The organism is Halogeometricum pallidum JCM 14848, from assembly GCF_000337095.1.
GTDB classification, from domain to species: Archaea; Halobacteriota; Halobacteria; order Halobacteriales; family Haloferacaceae; genus Halogeometricum; species Halogeometricum pallidum.
The window spans coordinates 45,894-63,870 of record NZ_AOIV01000017.1; the positions used below are offsets into that span (position 1 = coordinate 45,894).

The 17,977-nt window shown below is 66.8% G+C and carries 15 protein-coding genes; 5 read left to right on the plus strand and 10 right to left on the minus strand.

Annotation, left to right across the window (positions count from 1 at the left end):
- Window positions 1-141: 141 nt before the first annotated feature.
- Complete coding sequence (locus tag C474_RS07825) at window positions 142-1,140, plus strand: glycosyltransferase family 2 protein (RefSeq protein WP_008385616.1); 999 nt, start codon at window positions 142-144, stop codon at window positions 1,138-1,140.
- A 159-nt stretch (window positions 1,141-1,299) separates the two neighbouring features.
- On the opposite strand, the gene C474_RS07830 is transcribed toward C474_RS07825, so the two are convergent.
- The 4 genes from C474_RS07830 to C474_RS22565 form a co-directional block, all read right to left on the minus strand.
- Window positions 1,300-3,900 carry a hypothetical protein gene (locus C474_RS07830; RefSeq protein WP_008385618.1) on the minus strand — a complete coding sequence of 867 codons (2,601 nt, stop codon included), beginning with the start codon at window positions 3,898-3,900 and terminating at the stop codon, window positions 1,300-1,302.
- Window positions 3,901-4,173: 273 nt separating this feature from the next.
- Window positions 4,174-5,775 (minus strand): hypothetical protein, encoded by a 1,602-nt coding sequence (locus tag C474_RS07835; RefSeq protein ID WP_008385620.1) that lies wholly within the window; start codon window positions 5,773-5,775, stop codon window positions 4,174-4,176.
- A gap of 21 nt (window positions 5,776-5,796) precedes the next feature.
- Window positions 5,797-7,392, minus strand: a complete 1,596-nt coding sequence (locus tag C474_RS07840) for an alkaline phosphatase family protein (RefSeq protein WP_008385622.1) — start codon at window positions 7,390-7,392, stop codon at window positions 5,797-5,799.
- A gap of 222 nt (window positions 7,393-7,614) precedes the next feature.
- A complete protein-coding gene (locus C474_RS22565; RefSeq protein ID WP_169330562.1) occupies window positions 7,615-7,752 on the minus strand; it encodes a hypothetical protein in 138 nt (45 codons plus the stop codon).
- A 54-nt stretch (window positions 7,753-7,806) separates the two neighbouring features.
- On the opposite strand from C474_RS22565, the gene C474_RS07845 reads away from it, so the two are divergent.
- Window positions 7,807-9,039 carry an RNA-guided endonuclease TnpB family protein gene (locus C474_RS07845; RefSeq protein ID WP_049916836.1) on the plus strand — a complete coding sequence of 411 codons (1,233 nt, stop codon included), beginning with the start codon at window positions 7,807-7,809 and terminating at the stop codon, window positions 9,037-9,039.
- Between the two features lie 207 nt (window positions 9,040-9,246).
- Here the strand turns inward: C474_RS07845 and C474_RS07850 are convergent, their stop codons facing one another.
- Window positions 9,247-11,148, minus strand: coding sequence for a hypothetical protein (locus tag C474_RS07850; RefSeq protein WP_152421621.1), 1,902 nt, complete (start codon window positions 11,146-11,148; stop codon window positions 9,247-9,249).
- Window positions 11,149-11,153: 5 nt separating this feature from the next.
- On the minus strand, window positions 11,154-11,384 hold the full coding sequence (locus tag C474_RS07855) for a hypothetical protein (RefSeq protein ID WP_008385626.1): 231 nt from the start codon (window positions 11,382-11,384) through the stop codon (window positions 11,154-11,156).
- Between the two features lie 194 nt (window positions 11,385-11,578).
- Between C474_RS07855 and C474_RS07860 the strand changes: the two genes are divergently transcribed.
- Together C474_RS07860 and C474_RS07865 are read left to right on the plus strand one after the other, a co-directional pair.
- Entirely contained in the window at window positions 11,579-11,821 is a 243-nt protein-coding gene (locus C474_RS07860) for a hypothetical protein (protein ID WP_008385628.1), read from the plus strand.
- Between the two features lie 5 nt (window positions 11,822-11,826).
- Window positions 11,827-12,837 (plus strand): glycosyltransferase family 2 protein, encoded by a 1,011-nt coding sequence (locus C474_RS07865; RefSeq protein ID WP_008385630.1) that lies wholly within the window; start codon window positions 11,827-11,829, stop codon window positions 12,835-12,837.
- A 7-nt stretch (window positions 12,838-12,844) separates the two neighbouring features.
- Here C474_RS07865 and C474_RS07870 read toward each other — a convergent pair whose 3' ends face one another.
- The 4 genes from C474_RS07870 to C474_RS07885 all read right to left on the minus strand — a co-directional run bounded on the left by C474_RS07870 (window position 12,845) and on the right by C474_RS07885 (window position 16,745).
- Window positions 12,845-13,714 carry a polysaccharide deacetylase family protein gene (locus tag C474_RS07870; RefSeq protein WP_008385632.1) on the minus strand — a complete coding sequence of 290 codons (870 nt, stop codon included), beginning with the start codon at window positions 13,712-13,714 and terminating at the stop codon, window positions 12,845-12,847.
- Window positions 13,715-14,575: an FkbM family methyltransferase gene (locus tag C474_RS07875; RefSeq protein ID WP_008385634.1), complete on the minus strand. Its 861-nt coding sequence runs from the start codon at window positions 14,573-14,575 to the stop codon at window positions 13,715-13,717.
- Window position 14,576: 1 nt separating this feature from the next.
- Window positions 14,577-15,716, minus strand: coding sequence for an FG-GAP repeat domain-containing protein (locus tag C474_RS07880; RefSeq protein ID WP_049916837.1), 1,140 nt, complete (start codon window positions 15,714-15,716; stop codon window positions 14,577-14,579).
- Window positions 15,717-15,782: 66 nt separating this feature from the next.
- Entirely contained in the window at window positions 15,783-16,745 is a 963-nt protein-coding gene (locus tag C474_RS07885; RefSeq protein WP_008385636.1) for a sugar phosphate isomerase/epimerase family protein, read from the minus strand.
- 216 nt (window positions 16,746-16,961) lie between these two features.
- Between C474_RS07885 and C474_RS07890 the strand changes: the two genes are divergently transcribed.
- The gene (locus tag C474_RS07890; RefSeq protein WP_008385637.1) at window positions 16,962-17,975 is read left to right on the plus strand and encodes a Gfo/Idh/MocA family protein; all 1,014 of its coding nucleotides are present in this window, start codon (window positions 16,962-16,964) and stop codon (window positions 17,973-17,975) included.
- Window positions 17,976-17,977 lie beyond the last annotated feature (2 nt).

Here is a 17,977-nt window from a genome sequence, read left to right on the forward strand (position 1 = left end):
AGTCGTCCGGACCTATCGTTATGGCGCTGGTAATGCTGGCCATTGTCTACCGCCCGCGCGTCCGTTCTCCGGCGATCGCCGTCCGATTTCGGACGATTAGTAAGCGGAGAACAAAGGCCGTCCCGGTCGAACTCCGGCCCGATGAGTCACCGCTCGGACCAGCCGCTGGTCTCCGTGGTCGTCCCCGCCTACGGCCGCCCCGAGTACCTCGACGTCGCCGTGGAGAGCGTCGCCGACCAGACGTACGGTCCGATCGAACTCGTGGTCGTCGACGACTGCTCGCCGGACTCTATTCGGCCCGTCGTCGACGCCGCTGAGACGGATGCCCTCCGCGACGTCCGCGTTCTCCGACATGACGTGAACCGCGGCGCGTGCGCGGCCCGAAACACGGGCATCGAGGCCGCCCGCGGCGAGTACGTCGCCTTCCTCGACGACGACGACTACTGGCGACCCGAGGCGGTCGGACGGCGGATCGACGCGTTCGAATCCGCGGGCGAGGAGGTCGGATTCGTCTACGCCGGGCAGGAGTACGTCACGACCGAGGGCGAGACGACGAACTACCGCGTCCCCGAGACGCGCGGGTGGGTCACCCGCGACCTCTTCCGCGGCGCCCCCCTCTGCCCGTTCTCCTCGGTGATGGTCCGCCGGTCGGCCGTCGAGGAGGCCGGCCCCCTCGACACGCGATTCCCGAGTTGGCAGGACCGCGAGTGGTACCTCCGCCTCTCGGAGGTGTGCGCCTTCGAGGCCGTCGCCGACCCACTCGTCGTCCGCCGCGTCGACTCCCACGGGAAGATAAGCGACGACTACGAGCGGAAACGCGACGTGTCGTACCCGCTCTTCTTGGAGAAACACCGACCGCTGGCCCGAAAGTACGGCAAGCGACACGAGAACGCCCTCGTCGCGGCGCAGTCCAGGTCGCTCGCGCACTCGGCGCTGGCGAACGGGTACCACGCCGACGCCGTCCGCCTCCTGCGTCGGAGCGTCAGGTACGACCCGACGCAGACGTCGTCGTACCCCCTCCTCGCCGTCTCCCTCGGCGGCGAACGCACCGTCGAGGCGGCCCGGCGGCTGAAACGGCTCGGCGAACGGCTTCGCGGCCGACGCGAGTTCCGGGCGCTCGGCTCCGAGACGAACGCCTGAGCGTTTCCCTCTGGAAGGAAATCTCGGGCGTGGAGAGTCTCGTCTGTCGTCCGTGAACGGGGTCGGTAGAAGCGTGGCGGGTCGGTTCGCGCGGCGATTATCGAGTTGCGTCGCGACTGTAGTCGTCGATGCCGGGCCGGGCGTGACAGCGTGCTCCGCTCACCCGCCGAAGTTGACCACCGCATCGCCGTTTATCTCCATCCGGGTGACGCTGCCCGAGAAGCGGTAGCCGTCCTTTCCGGACCCGACGACGCCGACGACGGCGCCGTCCATCACTTTATCCTCCAACGAGTCGAACGAATCATCCCCGTTCGCGACGCTCAGGTCGGGGGCGGCCTCGATATCGCCGGTGACGTAGACCTTGTAAACGCCCGGTGCCTGGGTTCGCTCCCCGTCGATGACGAGCGTGTTCGGCAGTTCATCGTTGTCGCCGAGGTCTGCGGGGTCGATTTCCGTGCCGTTGACCAGCACCGTCGCGTCGCCGGTCAACTGGAAGTCGGTTATCTCGCCGGCGTAGACGTATCTGTCTTCTTGGTCCGTGACGGCGCCCTCGGCGCTCTTCGTGGAGACGTTCCCCGAGAGGTCGTCGGTCTCCTCCGGGGAGACGGCTATCTCCTCGGACACCGTGACCACGTACGTTGCGCTGTTCCCCACGCCCTTCACGGTGAGCGTGTTCGGCAGGTCCGTCGCGGGGTCCGTCGGCGCCTCCTCGCCCGAACCGTACTCGTACTTCGCGGGGTCGATCTCCGCGTCGTTGACCTTCACCGTCGCGTACTCGCCGCCCTCTATCGAGAGGTTCGTGATGCTGCCGGTGTAGTGGAAGACGTCCATCCCGACGGTCGGCCCGACGGCTCCCGCGGCCGTCTGGGTGCTGGCGGTGTCTTTGAGACCCGCGCCGCCGTGGACGATTTCGCCGTCGACGCTGACGACGTACCTCGTCTTGCCGCCGCCCGTACTCTTGACGACGAGCGTGTTCGCCGAGAGCAGTTCCGGCGTCACCGCCGTCGAGTGGGTGCCGTCAGCCGTCTCGATGTAGTAGTTCGCGTACTCGCCGCCGGACGCGGAGAAGTCTGCGACGTAGCCCTCGTAGAGATAGCTGTCGACGCCCGAGGAGGGGCCGACGCTGTCGGTGACGGTGTTGTTCTCGACGACGCCCTCCGCGTCGGCGGCGGGCAGCATCCGACCGCTGGTCGTCAGCGTGTACTCCGCCTTGCCGCCGCCCGTACTCTCGACGCGGAAACGGTACGGGAGGTCGAAATCCGACGAGCCGTCCGACCCATCGGAGCCGTCGGAGTCGGTCGGCGTGCCGTCGCTCGGCGTCGAACCGGGGAGCGTCGGAAGCGGGCAGCTATCGCCCGAGGTGATGCCCGACGTGGTGACGCTGCCGTTCTTGAACGTCGTCGACCGGCCGCCGACGCTGACGTTCGTGTTCTCCACGACGGAGCCGTCGCAGTTGTCGAGGAGGATGCCGTCGTTGTTGTTCGGCGAGGAGATACAGCAGTTGCGGACGACGGAGTTCGGTCGGCCCTCGAAGTACATCGCGGCCTTGTCCCACGACTCCCCGGTGACGCTCACGTTTTCCAGTTCCATCGCCAGCGGTTCGCCCGCCTCGTCGGTGGGGTTCTTCGCGTAGATGGGGATGGCCCGGCCGTCGTCGACGCGGACGCGCGTGTTCTTGATGACCGCCCCGCCCGTGTCGGAGTTGATGTAGATGCCCGCGAGCGCTTGGTCGGTGTTTCGGATGATGATGTCGCAGTCCTCGATGACCGGTCCGGAGAAGCGGCGGTCAGCCGTCTGCGCCCAGATGGCGCGGTTGAGTTGGACGTTCTCGCCGTCGTTGTACGTCGATTCGACCTTCTCGTTGCGGGGGTTCCACTCCTCGGTGTCCATCACGACGGTACAGCGGCGGATGGCCGAGTCGCGTCCGGCGGTCCGAATCGCCGTGTGGACGACGTTCTTGAAGTAGCCGTCCTCGATGATGTAGTTCCCGTCGCCCTTGCCGGTGTAGATGCCCGACTCCGAGCCGTTGTGAATCTCGACGTTCCGGAGGTACAGCGTCCCCTGGTGACCCCTGCCCGACCAGATGTCGAGCGACGACTTCGGGTAGCGCTGGAACTCGGTGGGGCCGGTCCGGTAGAGGCCGTCGACGACGGCGACGCCGTCGGGGTCGGTGACGTTCGAGGCGAACATCTGCGGACCCGAGGGCGTCCAGCCGTCGTACTCGACGTTGATGAGGTGGAACTCGCGCTTGATGTTCCCGCCCATCCCGACGCTGGTGTCGTAGTCGTCCAGTCGGTCGACGGTGAAGTCCTTCAGGACGGCGCCCGCGACGTTGTTGAAGTTGACCCACTGGAAGCTCTTTCCGCTCGGCGGAACGAACCGGACCTTCGAGCGGTCGCCGGCCACGCCGACGATGCCCGTTCGGTTCTCTAGGCGGACCTGCTGGGTTATCTTGTACTCGCCCGCGGGGAACTCGACGAGCGTCCCCGAGTCGCCGACGGCGGCGCCGAGTTTCTCGTCGATGCGGTCGTTCCCGTTCGGGTCCATCCCGAGGTCGTCGACCGCGTTCACCACGCGGTCGAACGAGACGCCCTCGCGTTCGATGCCCGCCGCGGCCGATGTCGACGCTGCGCCGGCACCGGCGACGACGGCGGCGGTGGCCGCGCCGAGTCGAAGTGCGTCGCGTCGCCCGAGTAGTCTGTCAGTCCGTTCGGTAATGCTGCCCGCCTCGTTTCGGGATTCAGCCGGTTGTTCTGCCATGGACGCGTTATTAGTTATTCATTAAGAAGATAAATGCATCGATTATTTCGGTTCTGGCGCGGGGGAAAATATATTGTTCGAAATAAGAACTTCATGATATATTTAATTCCCTCCCAATTTTTCTTGTACTGCAAAACGCCGCGATTCCGGCGGAATAGCGCGGAATCGAATCTCCTCTTCGGGTTCCCAGACGGGGGTCTGTCCTCGAAAAGCAGCCGTTAATATGATCTTAAAACCCCGATCCGAGCCGGTTCGCAGTATCCGATGAACGGGTCACTCGCCTTCGAGTACGTTCCCGTAGAGGTGGCCGCCCGTAGCGCTGATGACGCCGAGGGTGTTCGCCGTCCCGCCGTCGATACAGGTCGCCCCCGACAGCGTACTCGCGAGTCGTTGCGCGCCGACGCTGTCGAGCGACGACGACTGGAGGCGTTCGAGGTTTTTCAGCGTCGCGAGACAGTCCCCGCTCCCGCCGGTGTTCCCGGAGACGCGGAGCGGGTATCCGCCGGTGCGCACGTTCGCACCGGAGATGAGCGTCCCCGCGCAGTCTTCGAGGACGATGCCGTCGACGTTCTCGCCCGGCAGGTCGATGTGAACGTTCGAGAGTCGCGACCCCGGTCGGCCCGCCATCACGAACGCCGCGGTGTTCCGCGCGTTCCCGGATATCTCGATGTTCTCGAACGTCATGTCCCACGGCTTCGCGGGTCGGGTGTGGTTCGTCGCCGGCCTGTCGACCAGGATGGTCCGGTAAGGGGTGTCGTTGTAGAACCGACAGTTCCGAACCGTCGCGGCGCCCTGACTGTGTTCCATCATCAACAGCGCCTCCGTCCCGGGGGAGGCGCGGGCGATGACGGTGCAGTCCTCGACCAGACCGCCGGTGTAGCCGTACTCGCCGGATTGAAAGTGGATGCCGCGCGCGCCGTACCACGTTCCGCGGTTCCCTCGCGTGCGGTCGTTCTTGTCGATGACAACCGTCGCGCCCTTCACGTACGAACCCTCGCCGGCGATTCGAACGCCGTCGCCGTAGTTGTTCTTGAACAAGCCGCCCTCGACGCGGACGTTACCGGGGCACTTCGAGGCGTACATCCCGTGCTCGCCCCCGTTCTCGATGTGGAGGTTGCGGTAGTACACCGTCCCGAGGTGCGGGCGTCCCGTGAACACGGTTATCGCGTTCCCCGGGTAGTGTGCGAAGTCTTGCGGGCCCTTCCGGACGAAGGTGTCTACGACCGCGACGCCGTCGGGGTCCATCACGTCGACGATGAGACCGTTCGCCGCGCCGGACTTCGAATCCTGCCGCGGGTTCGACCCCGCCTTCTCCACGTTGTACAGTTGGAGGTTGCGGTCGATGACGAACGCCATCCCGGTGGAGCGGTCGAACCTCCGCCCCTGCTGCATCGTGAAGTTCCCGATCAGGATATCGTGTCCGCCGTGGGCCATGATCCACCGGAACGACCGCCCGGCCGGGAGCGTGAACTGCACGCCTTTTCGACTCGCGCCGGTGCCGACGATTCCCCACCGCGAGAGCGACTCGATATCGTGACGCCGCCGGACGAGGTAGTCGCCGGGCGGCACCTCGATGAGCGTTCCCGCCTTGAGGTTCGTATCGAGCGATTCGTCGATCGCCCGTTCGCCGTTCGGGTCCCAACCCAGGTCCTCGACCGCGTTCACCACCCGGTCGAACGTGATTCCCCGGCGCGTCTTTCCCGACCCGTCCCCGACGGTCGACGCGTCGGTGGACGGGTCGGACGTCTCGGACGTGGAGGGAGGACTATCGGTCTCGCCGCATCCGGCGAGCGAGGCGACGCCGACGCTACCGAGGGCGCCGAGGAGGCGCCGGCGCGAGTACGCCCGACGGCCGTCTCGTTCGTCGCGTGTCATGTTCGGATCTCCGTTCGGCCCTCACTCCATGTAGCCGAGGCCGCGCAACCGGTCTTCGACGGTCTCGGTGTCCGTCTCGCTCGCCGCCGCCCCGTCGCGCTTCGCGTACCGTGCGGTTTCCACGGCGGTCGTCGCCGGTTCCGACTCGGGGGCGAAGACGTCCGAGAGAACGCTCCCGTCCGCGATTTCGGGCACTTCGCGGCCCAGCGAGTGGAGGACCGTCGGCGCGACGTCGACGACGGCGGCGTCCTCGACGCGCGTCCCGGCGCGCACGTCGTCGCCCCACGCGAGGAAGATGCCTTCCGGCCGGTGGTAGGCGGCGATGCCCTTCGCGGGCTCGACCGACGTCTCCCCGAGTTTGGGCTTGACGTGGTATCCGTCCTTCGCCTCCACGACAACGTCCGGCGCGTCGGGGTCGTTCGGGAACAGGTCGTCCCCGTCGCTGACGGTCAGGAGGGGGTCGCCCGTCTCGGGGTCGGTGGCGGCTTCGAGGACGCGGACGACTTCGCCCTTCGTTCGCTCGACGTCGCTCGGCGGCACGGTCCCCCGCTCGAAGCGCTGGGTGTCGTTGACGTAGACGCTGCCGAGACCGTGGAGGAAGGCGTCGGTCCGCTCGAAGTTCACGTCGTACAGCCCGTGGCTGCCGGGGATGCGTTCGCCGAAGAAGTCGACGACGGGCTTCGGGAGCGTCTGGACGAGTTTGTCGTCCGTGACGCCTAACCGCTTGAGCGTCCCCATCACGCGGTCTTTGTTCAGTCCGACCTGCGAAAGGGCGCCGCGCGTTCCGTCGGCGTCCTTGGCGGTCAGTAGTCCGGCGTCCGCGAGGATTCGGTTGACGCTGATTATCTTCTCGATGGGGGCGAACCCGTGGTCGGAGACGACGTAGAGGTTCGCGTCTCGCTCCTCGCAGTACGCCATCACCTCGCCGAGGATTTCGTCGAGTTTCTCGTAGTGCTCGCGGAGCGTGTCGTCGTCCCAGATGAGGTGTTGGAGTCGGTCGGGGGCGACGTAGACGAAGAAGAACAGCCGCCACGCCTCGTTTTCCATCAGCAGTTCCATCAACTCGTGTCGCGTCCGCATCACCTCATCGAGGTCCGCGAGGAACTGCTCCTCGCGCCCCGCGTAGTCGGCCCACGTGATGTCCACCTCGTAGTCCGGGACGCGCGCCTCGAACCGGTCGCGGAGCGAGTCTGGGCTGACGGCGTCGTCGTCGAGTTCCGGCGTCATCATCCCGCTGACGATGCCGCCGTCCTCGCCGGGGTCGCTCGTCGGGTACGTCATCGGAACGTTCGCGGCGATAGAGGGGGAGACGAGTTCCCACAGCGGCGGTTGGCGCACGTCCGCGCTGGAGTAGGGGACCTGTTTGTACGAGGAGTCGAGCTTCATGAACTCGTACAGCCCGTGCTTGTCGGGCCACGTGCCGGTAGCGATGGAGGGCCACGCGACGGGCGTGTTCGCGGGGGTCGTACTCCGAAGCGGGCCGGACGCGCCCTCCGTTCGGAGTCGCTCGAAGTTCGGCAACGCGCCGTCGTCCATCAGTCCGTCGAGGAGTCCCCACGGGACGCCGTCGAGGCCGAGGACGAACGCTCGGCGCGATTCGTCGTGCGTATCGTTCACCGTGCGTACCTCGACGTGAATCCCGTTTAGTTATGGGGCGTATTCCCCGCGAGACGGCCATGAACGCCGCTTTCGGCGCTCGTCAGCCGAAACGCGCTCCGCGTCGACTCCCCTCTCCACGGTTCGTCCTCGTCCGCGACCACTCGCCGGGTCATCTTTCACCAAGCAGGAAACCCCGCCCCTTGGGGCGGGGAGGAATGCGACACTTAGCCGTCTGTCCAACTACTGCGTTCTGTCGGTGTCGAGGCACTCCGCCCCTTCCAACAGCAACCCTTTCCACGTGTACCCTCGCTCGTCTTTCAGTTCGGTCAGCCATTCATGCTGTTCTTCGCTGACCTGTAGACGCACATCCTTGGTCATACATCTTTGTTAGTTTTCGTGCGTTTTATGTGCTTCGCTTTCGTAGGAGTAGGTGTGACCGCTACCGCCACGAAAACACTCGAGGCCACTCTCGCGCCACCCACGGCGCACAAAGAGCAACGGCTTCAGCGTACCGTGGCGACGTACCGACGCGCTCTCTCCGAATCGTTCGAGAGTGGCGCGGACACGCAGACGGCGGTCAACGATGTCGTCACCGGCTACAATCTCACGTCCTACGCGAAAGACGCGCTCAAGAACTACGTCCCACAACTCCGCCGGACCTACAACGCCGAGGAGTTGTCTGAGGACCACCCCGTCCGGTTCACGAATCGGGGATGGAGCTTCGACCACTCCGAGGACAGAACGCACGAGTTCTGTTGGCGCGTCCCGCAGGCCGGACGTGGCAACGCCTTCTGGATTCCGCTCCGCATTAATCCTGCACAGCGGGAGTTGTGGGACGACCTGCGCGACGGCGACGTGTCAGTCGGGGAGTTCCGACTCCAAGAGCACCGAACGACGTGGGTGCTTCACGTCACCGTTGAGTACGAAGTCGCGGAACCAGACGAGCCGGACGACCCGACGCCGGTCGGCTTCGACATCGGCGAATCCAAACTCCTGACGGGCTGTGCCTGTCGGGACGGTACTCCAACCCAACCGTACATCTACGACGGCGGACGGGCACGACACCTCCGCAAAGAGACGTTCACGACGCTCCGCCGTCTCCAAGACCGAGACGCCGAGTGGCGTGTGGACGAACGGTTCGACCACTATCAAAACGCTCTCACGGACATTGTGGAGAAGGCATCCCGCGAAGCCGTTGAGTACGCCCGTTCCTTCGAGAACCCCGTTATCGTTCTTGAAGACCTGTCGTATATCCGCGAACATCTCGACTACGGCAAGTGGATGAACCGCCGACTCCACAACTGGGCGTTCGCGCGCCTCACCGGGCGCATCGAGGACAAAGCCCGTGACGCAGGTATTCCCGTTCGGTTCGTGAACCCGGCGTACACATCCCAAACGTGCCACGCCTGCGACCACCTCGGTTCTCGCAGTTCGCAGGCGGCGTTCCGATGCACGAACGTGGGGTGTTGGGTGACGGAGTACCAAGCGGACATCAACGCGGCGGCGAACATCGCCGGTCGCCTCAACCCGTGGGGAGAGAGGTGCGCGCTGAAACCGCACACCGATGACTCGCCACGGGACGGGAGTGCTTGTGACAGCACCGCAGGACACCGCACGCCGAGTCCGAAACTCGGACAGACGACGCTTGCGGCGTTTCAGTCCTGAAACCTCCCTTGACGCGAGGCTTCCCTTGTAGGAAGCCCTGCCCTTTAGGGCGGGCGAGGATGTCACGAATATATAGCCACCGATACCTTACAAACCGCGCTTTTACTTTCGGTCGCCCTGTCCGGCGTAGCCGCCGACAGGGCGGTTGGTCCCCTTCGTTCGCGTTCTTCCGGTCCTTGGCGCTGCCGAGCGACGGCGTCGGATCCGTCAAGCCGACCGGTCGGTCGTCTCGGTGGGTTCGAGATTGTACCCGCGTTGGTCGACGTAGTAGGTGGCGAACTCGCCGTTCGTCTGCACGAGAGAGAGCCGCGGGTTCGTCCCCTGCTCGATGCGCTCGAAGTCCTCCCTGGTGTATCGGAGTTCCTTGAACCCGAGCACCTCCCTGTCCCTCGCCACTTCCGAGACGACGAGGTAGTAGAACGGCCGCTCCGAACTCGACCCCCGATAGCGGGTGACGTTCTCGATACTGCTGGCGGCCGGGCCGTTCAGACTCCACTGCAGATCGAGGTCGTACGGGTCGTTCAGCGCGTCGGTGAACCGCCCCGGACCGTGACGGATGCCGGCTATCGCGGCCCCTTCGGCGCGGTGTTCCAGCGTCGCGTCGTAGCCGACGAACTGCTGTTCGGTGCTGTGCGCCGTCGGGTGGTACATGTACGGCGAGGGGAAGAACGTCACCAGCGAGAGGCACATCGTCACTACCACGACCACGACGAGGGCGGATTTCGCCTTCCCGTCGAAGCCGAAGACGCCGTCGAGGCGTTCGGAGAGGTGATACAACGCGATGGAGCCGACGACGGCGACGAGTATCATCGCGAAGCCGAGATGCCGGAAGAAGTACTCGGAGACGTCGCCGACGAACGTCGCGGCGAAGAACGGTCCGAGCGTCAACGCCGACGCGCCGATGTACGTCACGGCGGAGTTGCTGTCGGCGTAGCGCTCGTGTATCGTCCCGTACGCTATCGCGGCCACGAGACCCCCCGCGAGGGCGATGTAGGCGGTGTTGACGAGGAACAGTTTCGCGAACAGTTCGGTGAGGCTGACGCCGATAGACTGGGCGGACCCGCCGCCCCGCGCGACGGCCTGTCCGGCGCCGGTCCCCGTCTGGACGAACTCCACGACCGACCCCAGCACGTTGTACAGGTAGATGTAGGTGTGTCTGTACTGCGCCGCCCACACGAGGAGGACGGCGAACAGAAAGAGCACCTGCCCGAGCAGAAGTCGGTGGTGTCGTCCGCCGCCGTCCGTCGCCGCCGGGTTCGAGACGCGGGCGTGGCGGCGCCACGCGAGGCCGACGGCGAGAACCGTCCCCATGAAGATGAGGACGTTCACCGCCACCTGCGGGTGGAAGAACACGTTCGCCGTCACCGCGAGGGGCAGGACGAGGCTGGCGGCCGAGAGCCACTCCGGCAGCGCCTCGTCCTCAGCCGACCGGGTGAGGTGTTTGAACAGCAGATAGAGGACGAACGGGAAGTACAGCGTCGTCAGCGTGTACGCGTGAAAGTGCGGGTGCGTGCTGATGTTGTTGATCGGCATCATCAACATCGCTGAGAACGCCGCGATGACGACGGCCTTCGAGTCGGGGAGGACGACCCAGACGGCGAGGGGGACGAACACCAGCGTCAGGAGCGACACCGTCAGCATCGCGTACATCATCCCCCAGCGGACGGGGACGCCAATCGTCTGTGAGAGGAACAGCGCGAGGGAGTGTCCTCCCGGGTAGATGATGTCGAAGAAGCCGAAGCCGGGGGTGAGCATCGCCTTGGCCCACCCGAGATGCGTCAGCGCGTCGCCCGTCCCGTAGTAGTAGTAGCCGCGGAAGAAGGGAAGCGCCGCGAACGACATCGTCGCGAACCCGGCGAGGCTGACCCCGGTGATGCGGCCCCAGCGGCCGGCGTACAGGGCGACGACGACGCCGATGGTCGCCGCCGCCAGCACGCCGACCCAGAACGCCACCGGCGTCGCTCGGTATATCGACACCTCGTAACCGGTGGCCGGTTTCGACCGCGCCGCGAGGACGGCGCCGGCGACCGCGAGAAACCCGACGAGGAGGAGCGCTCTCGCCCACTTAGGGAAGGCCGATTCGGAGCGTCGACGCAGCGGGGGCGACACGACTGTCAGCCCTCCGCCGCCGGCGGGCACGTCGCGCTGTCTTCGACCCCTGCGAGGACCGTCCCGCGGACGAACATTACGCTCGTCGGGACGACGGACGCGAGTTTGGTTATTAGCAGTGTAACGCGCCGGACCGGAGGGAACGGCCCTCGACGGCCCTTCGGACTCCCGAGTCCGGCGCCCGTCGACGGGGTCGTCCGTCCGATCCGTCGCGGCGGTGCCTGTGACTGGGTCACTGTTCGTCGGTTGACCGGGTTAGCTCAAGAACGTTGCGTCGTTTCCCCGTGTATAACCATACCTCGCCCGGACGTCGGGTGTGGTATGTGCGAACGCGGCGACTCGGGGACCGACCGCGCGATGCGACTGCACGGGAGCGGTTCCGGTCGCCGTCTTCCGGACGTTGAAATGCCGGACAGCCGAACTGGTACTCATGGACGGACGCGACCGCGGTCGGCCGCCGCAGAAGGGAGAGGAGTACAGCCACCCGGACGGGACGACGGAAGTCGTCTTCATGACCGAGGAGGGGCGCGTCCTCACGTTCCGGGAGTACCCGGACGTCGGGTCGTTCGACCGCTCGGTCTCCCGCGCGGAGTACCGCGGCGTGAACGCCGACGTGGCGTCCCTGCCGGCGGCTTCCGAGTTCGCCGACTCGGAGGGGGCGGCGGACGAGTAGCCCGCATGCGTCCCGCCGAAGACGACGAACCGACCACGGACGCCAAGACCCAACCCGAGGCTGGCGACGACGGCCCCGCGAACGCGGGTGAGACGCCGGCGAACGGTCGGTTCGCCGACCTCCCCGAGCGGTACCGCGCGGTCGTCGAGACGTTTTTCGACGAGTCGCAGGTCGCCGAACCGGCCGCCTCGCTCGTCGTCGTGACCTACCAGACCGACCGCGACGCGTTCGAGTCGGTGCTCTCGGCCCTGCGGTCGCAGACGGACGACGACTTCGAACTCGTCGTCGTCGACAACGGCGTCGAGTGGAACCTCGCCGCCCGACTCCGCGAGGTCGACGGCGGCGCCGTCTACGCCGAACTCGTCCGCAACTGCGGAGTCACCCTCGCGCGGAACCTCGGCGCCCGCCTCGGCGACGCGGACTTCCTCCTGTTTCTCGACGACGACGCCGTCCCCGCCTCGGACTTCGTCGCGGCGCATCGGTGCGCGCACGCCGCGGAGGATATCGTCGCCGTCCGCGGGCGCGTCGTCCCCCAGTCGCGGACGTTCTACAACAGCCTCCAGCGCTGGTACGACCTCGGCGACCGTCCGCGTCCCTTCCTGTTGAACATCGAGGGCAACACCTCAATCGACCGCGACGCCTACCGGTCGGTGTCGGGGTTCGACGAGGAACTCGGCGGACGGGCGGGCCACGAGGGTATCGATCTCACCTACCGGCTCATGCGCGCCGGCTACGACCGCGAAAGCGTCGTCTACCGCCCGGAACCGGTCGTCTATCACGACTACGCGACGAGCCTCCTTAGCTACCTCGAAAAGCGTATCGTCAGCCGCTGCCACCGAAAGCGGCTCTCGATGCGACGGCCGGAACTGTTCGAGTTCGCGGGCGCGTACTCGCCGCCCGACGACGGAGCGTTCGAGCAGTCGCCCGCGGAGCGGTTCACCCACCTCGCACTCGACGCCGTCACCCGCCTCGGCAGCGCGGCGGTCAGACTGAAGCGGGCGCTCCGACCCCGCTAATCCGCTCTCACTCGATGTACTCCGTGAGCCGCCAGCGCAGTCCCGAGAGGTCCCACCGCACCCGCCGCTCGGTGCCGTGCGCGCGGACGCGCGGAAGTCGGTATCGGTCCGCCTCCGTCACGGTTCTCCCGGCGCCCCCGACGACGCCCGGACGGGAGGTCACGGCCATCGCGTGGGACGCTCGGACCGCCTCGACGGCCTCCTCCGTGTACCGCCCGAACGGGTAGCAGAAGCGGTCGACGTCGACGCCGAGTCGCGCTTGGAGTTCGTCCCGCGCGCCGACTATCTCCCGCTCCAGCGTCTCCGCGTCGCGGACGCGACCGAGGTCCAGATGCGTCCGGCTGTGCGTCCCGACGGTGACGAGGGGGTCCGCCGCCACCTCGCGCAGGCGGTCCCACGACATCACCGCCGGGTCGGGAACCGACTCGTCGGCGAACGCCGCCGGGTCGTTGAACGAGGCGTGCTCGGCGGGCGACCGGACGAACCGGTACGCGTAGCCGTCGGGGCCGCCGCCAACGAAGTCGACGGGGACGAACAGCGTCGCCGGAATCCGGTGCTCGCGGAGGACGGGGAGCGCGTGCTCGTAGAAGTCGTCGAGGGCGTCGTCGAAGGTGAACGCCACGCGCTTGCCGCCGCTCGATTCGAGCACGTCCGGCAGGTCCGCCGCCTCGAAGTGCTCGGTGACGTACGCCACGTCGCGTCGGAACCGCTCGACGGAGACGTTACCGTAGCCCGCGGGTCGGCCGACGGCGTGGTACGCCAGGATAGCGTTCGACTCGTCAGGGTACAGACGCGAGAAGCCGGTCGCGGCGTCGAGTCGTTCGAGGACATCGAACCCCGCGCGGGCGGCGCGCCGGGGGAGCGTCCGCTCGGCCACTTACGGCTCCCGGACGGCGGCGAGGAAGTGCCCGCCGTCCCAGTCGACGAGTCGTTCCACGGTCAGTCCCGCCGATTCGAGCACGTCGCGTATCTCCTCGCCCTCGTCGCCGCGGCTGAAGTGTTTCTCGTAGACGTTGACGTAGACGGCACGACAGCCGAGCAGGGTGTGTCGAAGGCCGCGGAGCACGTCGAGTTCGGCGCCCTGCACGTCGATTTTCAGCACCGTCGGCGCCGAGACGCCGTCGGCGACGAGCGAGTCCCCGCGGTCGGTCTGTACCGCCACGTTCCGCTGCGAGGTGGTTTTGTTGAGAGTACCGAACGCGCCCGTCCCGTCGGGACTGCTCACGCCGAGTTCGGCCCGCCCGCACTCGTCGTCGAGTGCGAGGCGGCGAACGGTCGCGTCCCGACCGTTCCGTTCGAGGTTCTCTCGGAGTCGGTCGACGTTCTCGGGGTGCGGTTCGATGGCGACGACGTGCTCCGGCGGGAGACGTCCCGCCGCAAGGACGCTGTAGACGCCGACGTGCGCGCCAACGTCCCAGAGCACGTCGTCCGATCGGAGCGTCTTCACGAACCGCTCCAGCACCGTTCTGTCGGGGTCCGTGCGGTACTTGGCGAACCCCTCGTACTCGAACCGCGTCGAGACTTTGAACCGCGTCTCCTCCTCGCCGACGCGGAACACGACTTCGTTCGGGAGGACGACGGCCGCCGCGCGGTTCGTCAGGTCGGTGAGCGTGCTCGTGAGGCCGCTCCGCCGGGCGGCGTCCGCCAGCGACGTTCCGGCGATTCGGTCGACGACGACACGGCGCGCGGCGTCGACGCCGCCGCGGACGCGCGCCCGTACGTCGTTTCTGAGCGACATCTCAGCTCACGTTGAACCACGCGTCGACGTGCTCTTCGGTGTAGGACTTCCCGACGATGTCGAGGGCGCCGTCGCCGTCCAAGTCGACCAGTTTCGCCTCGTGGGTCGCGATATCCTCGACGATGACCTCCTCCTCGAACGTGCCGTCGCCCTGATTCCAGAAGACGAACTGCCGGGGAGTGTGTCCCTCCTCCAAGCGCATCTCGGCCACGTAGATGTCCTTGGTGCCGTCGCCGTTCAGGTCGGCGACCTGCAGCGAGTGGGGGTTCGAGAGGTCGTCGTGGACGACGGTCAGTTCCCAGTCCGGCGGGTCGAACACGCCGAGACGGGCCGGTCTGTCCTCCTGGTACGGCAGGTCGCCCTCAGTGATGATTATCTCCTCGTCGCCGTCGCCGTCGATGTCGTCGACGACGAGACGCGTCCAGTCCCACCCCTCGGCTATCTGCTCGCGGGTCCACGTTCCGTCGCCATCGCGGTGGAACACGTTCGCTCCGGCGACGATTTCGGCCGCGCCGTCGCCGTCGATATCTCCCACGTGCAGGCCCTCGACGTTGAGACCCTCGAAGACGATGTGGCGGTTCTCCACCGGCCACGGTTCGCGCCGCGGGTCCTCCGGGATGTCGTAGTAGAAGATGAGTTCGCTCCGCTGTGAGGTGCAGACGACCTCGTTTTCGCCGTCACCGTCGACGTCCGCGACGACGATGTCGTGGAACTTCTCGTAGTCGTCGGTGATGAGTCGACGCGTCCACTTGCCTCTCGGGTCGTCCGGCTGTTCGAACCAGTAGAGGTCGTGCTTTCGGATGTTCTGCCCGGAGACGAGGTCCATCGACCCGTTTCCGGTGATGTCGCCGAGCGCGCCGCCGACCGAGAGGTCCGGGGCGCGGGCTACGTCGTGCCGCTCCCATCCGGGGTTCTCGTACCAGAAGACGTTCCACTCGCGGCGGTGGATGGCCTCGCGGGACCCCGGGAGGAGACGCATCTCTATCTCCTTGTCGAGTACGGGAATCGTGACGGGATACTCGCCGCCGAACGCCCCGATGAGAACGTCCGGGCGACCGTTGCCCGTCAGGTCCGTCGTGAGACAGAAGCTCATCTGTCCGGACGGGGGGGCGTCGTCGAGGCGACGATGCTGAAGCTTCATACGTCCCCTGAGCGCCGAGAACCCGATTGTAATACCCCGATTAACCGCTCGAAGGGGGAGTCTTCCTCACTCGACCGACTCGGCGCTCGCGGCGCAGTCGGGCGATTCGACTTCCGAACTACCCCCGTCCAACCCGTCGATGAGACTCAAGAGGAGGTCCGCGCCGTCGCGTATCGTCTCCTGGGGGTCCGCCGGGTCGTCGTGCTCGTAGACGAGCCATTCGGTTCCGCTCGCGCGCGCCGCGCGGGTGACGGACGCGAAGTCGACGACGCCCCGACCGGGGTCGGCGCTCTCGAAGGCGCCGAACCGGCCCGTCGGCGCCACGTCGCGGACGTGGACGAGCGGAACCCGGCCCGACGCGAGTTCGACGGCCGCGGCGGGGTCGAACCCGGCGGCGGCAACCTCGCCGACGTCCACCTCGAAGAACAGGTCGTCGGGCGCCGTCCGGGCGATGAGGTTCCAGTAGCCGGAATCGTTCGGAATCTCGCTCGCGTCGAACCGCGGGTCCGCGCCGCGGAGGCGAGAGAGACCGCGCGCGCCGATGTCGGCGACGGCGTGCGGGAGGGGCGTCTTCTCGAACAGCGTGCCGACCGCTCGCGGGAACATCGGGTAGAGGTCGTGCCGTATCGTGTGGTAGCCGAGGTCCACGTCGCGGGCGTCGAGTTCGTGCGCCACGTCCGCGATGCGGTACGAGAACGCCCGGACCGCCCACCGCGTCCGGAAGTGACGCGCCGGGACGTGCGGGACGACGACCCGGTCGCAGCCGACCGTCTCCAACCGCTCGAACAGGTCGCCGTCGCCGTCGACCGCCGCCTCGATAGTCGAGAGGTCGACGTGCGCGGCGACGGGGACCACGCCCGTCTCGTCGAGCGCCTCGACGACGGCGTCGGCGTCCGCCTCGAAGAAGCGGTTGGCGAACTCGACGCCCTCGAACCCGGCGTCCGCGACGCGGCGGATCACCTCGGGGAGGGGGTCCGAGGTGTCTCGGACGCTGTACAACTGTATCGCCGGACGTGGCGTACGCTCCATACGCCGCGGTGTCGCGTTCGCGGCATTGTAATGCGGCTACTAAGGCCGAAATCCGGCACGAACCGCCGACTCGCGGTCGGAGACGGCCGTTTGAGTGGTGAGAGTTCCCACGTAACACGGTCGGTTCGGGCGGCGGCGCATTCGCTCTTTCCCCGCCGCCCGACCGCGACGGTTATGTCGCGTATACTCAACGGTCCGAACTCCGTACCCTCCCGTGTGACATTCAGAATCGGATTCGTCGGGACCGGCGACCCCGGCGGCGACGGCTTCGCCATGGCGTACCGCCACGCCGCGGGCTACGAGCGACTGGACGACTGCGAACTCGTCGCCTGCGCCGACATCGTCCCGGAGAACGCCGAGGCGTTCGCCGACGCGCACGGCATCGACGCGGCGCACACCTACGAGGACTACGGGGAGATGCTCTCGGAGGCCGAACCCGACGTGGTGAGCGTCTGCGTCCCGCCCGCTCTCCACGCGGACATCGCCGTCGACGTGGCCCAGAGCGGCGTCGTCGACGCCATCCACTGCGAGAAGCCGATGGCCGACACGTGGAACGACGCGAAGCGGATGGTCGAAGAGTGCGAGGCGGAGGGCGTCGCCCTGACGGTCAACCACCAACAGCGCTTTGGGAAGCCCTACCGGAAGGCGAAGGACCTGCTCGACGACGGGAAGATAGGCGACCTGCGGCGCGTCGAGTTCCGCGAGGAACATCTGTACGACACCGGCACGCACGCGTTCGACCTCGCGAACTTCTACAACGATATGGAACCCGTCGAGTGGGTGCTCGCGCAGATAGACTACACCGACGAGAACGTGCTGTTCGGCGCGCACAACGAGAATCAGGCGATAACGCAGTGGCGCTACGAGAACGGCGTCTACGGTCTCGCCTCCACCGGCCGCGGCGAGGAGTTCGCCGGCGATGCCCTGTTCCGTCTGCTCGGGACGAAAGGGGTAATCGAGGTACGCGCGGACGGCACGCTCGTTTATCGACGCGACGGCAAGTCCTGGAAGACGGTCGACACCGGTATCGACGGGCGTTACCGCCCGCAACCCGGGAAAGTCCGCGCCGGCGCCCGCCTCGCCGCCGGCCGCGTCTCCTCGCGCCTCGCGGAGCGACTCGGGTCGACGACCTACACCGAACGCGCGATAGCGGAACTGATCGGTGCGCTCCGCGACGGCGAGGAGTCCGAACTGAACGGGCGGAACGCTGTCTCTTATACACATCTCTGAGC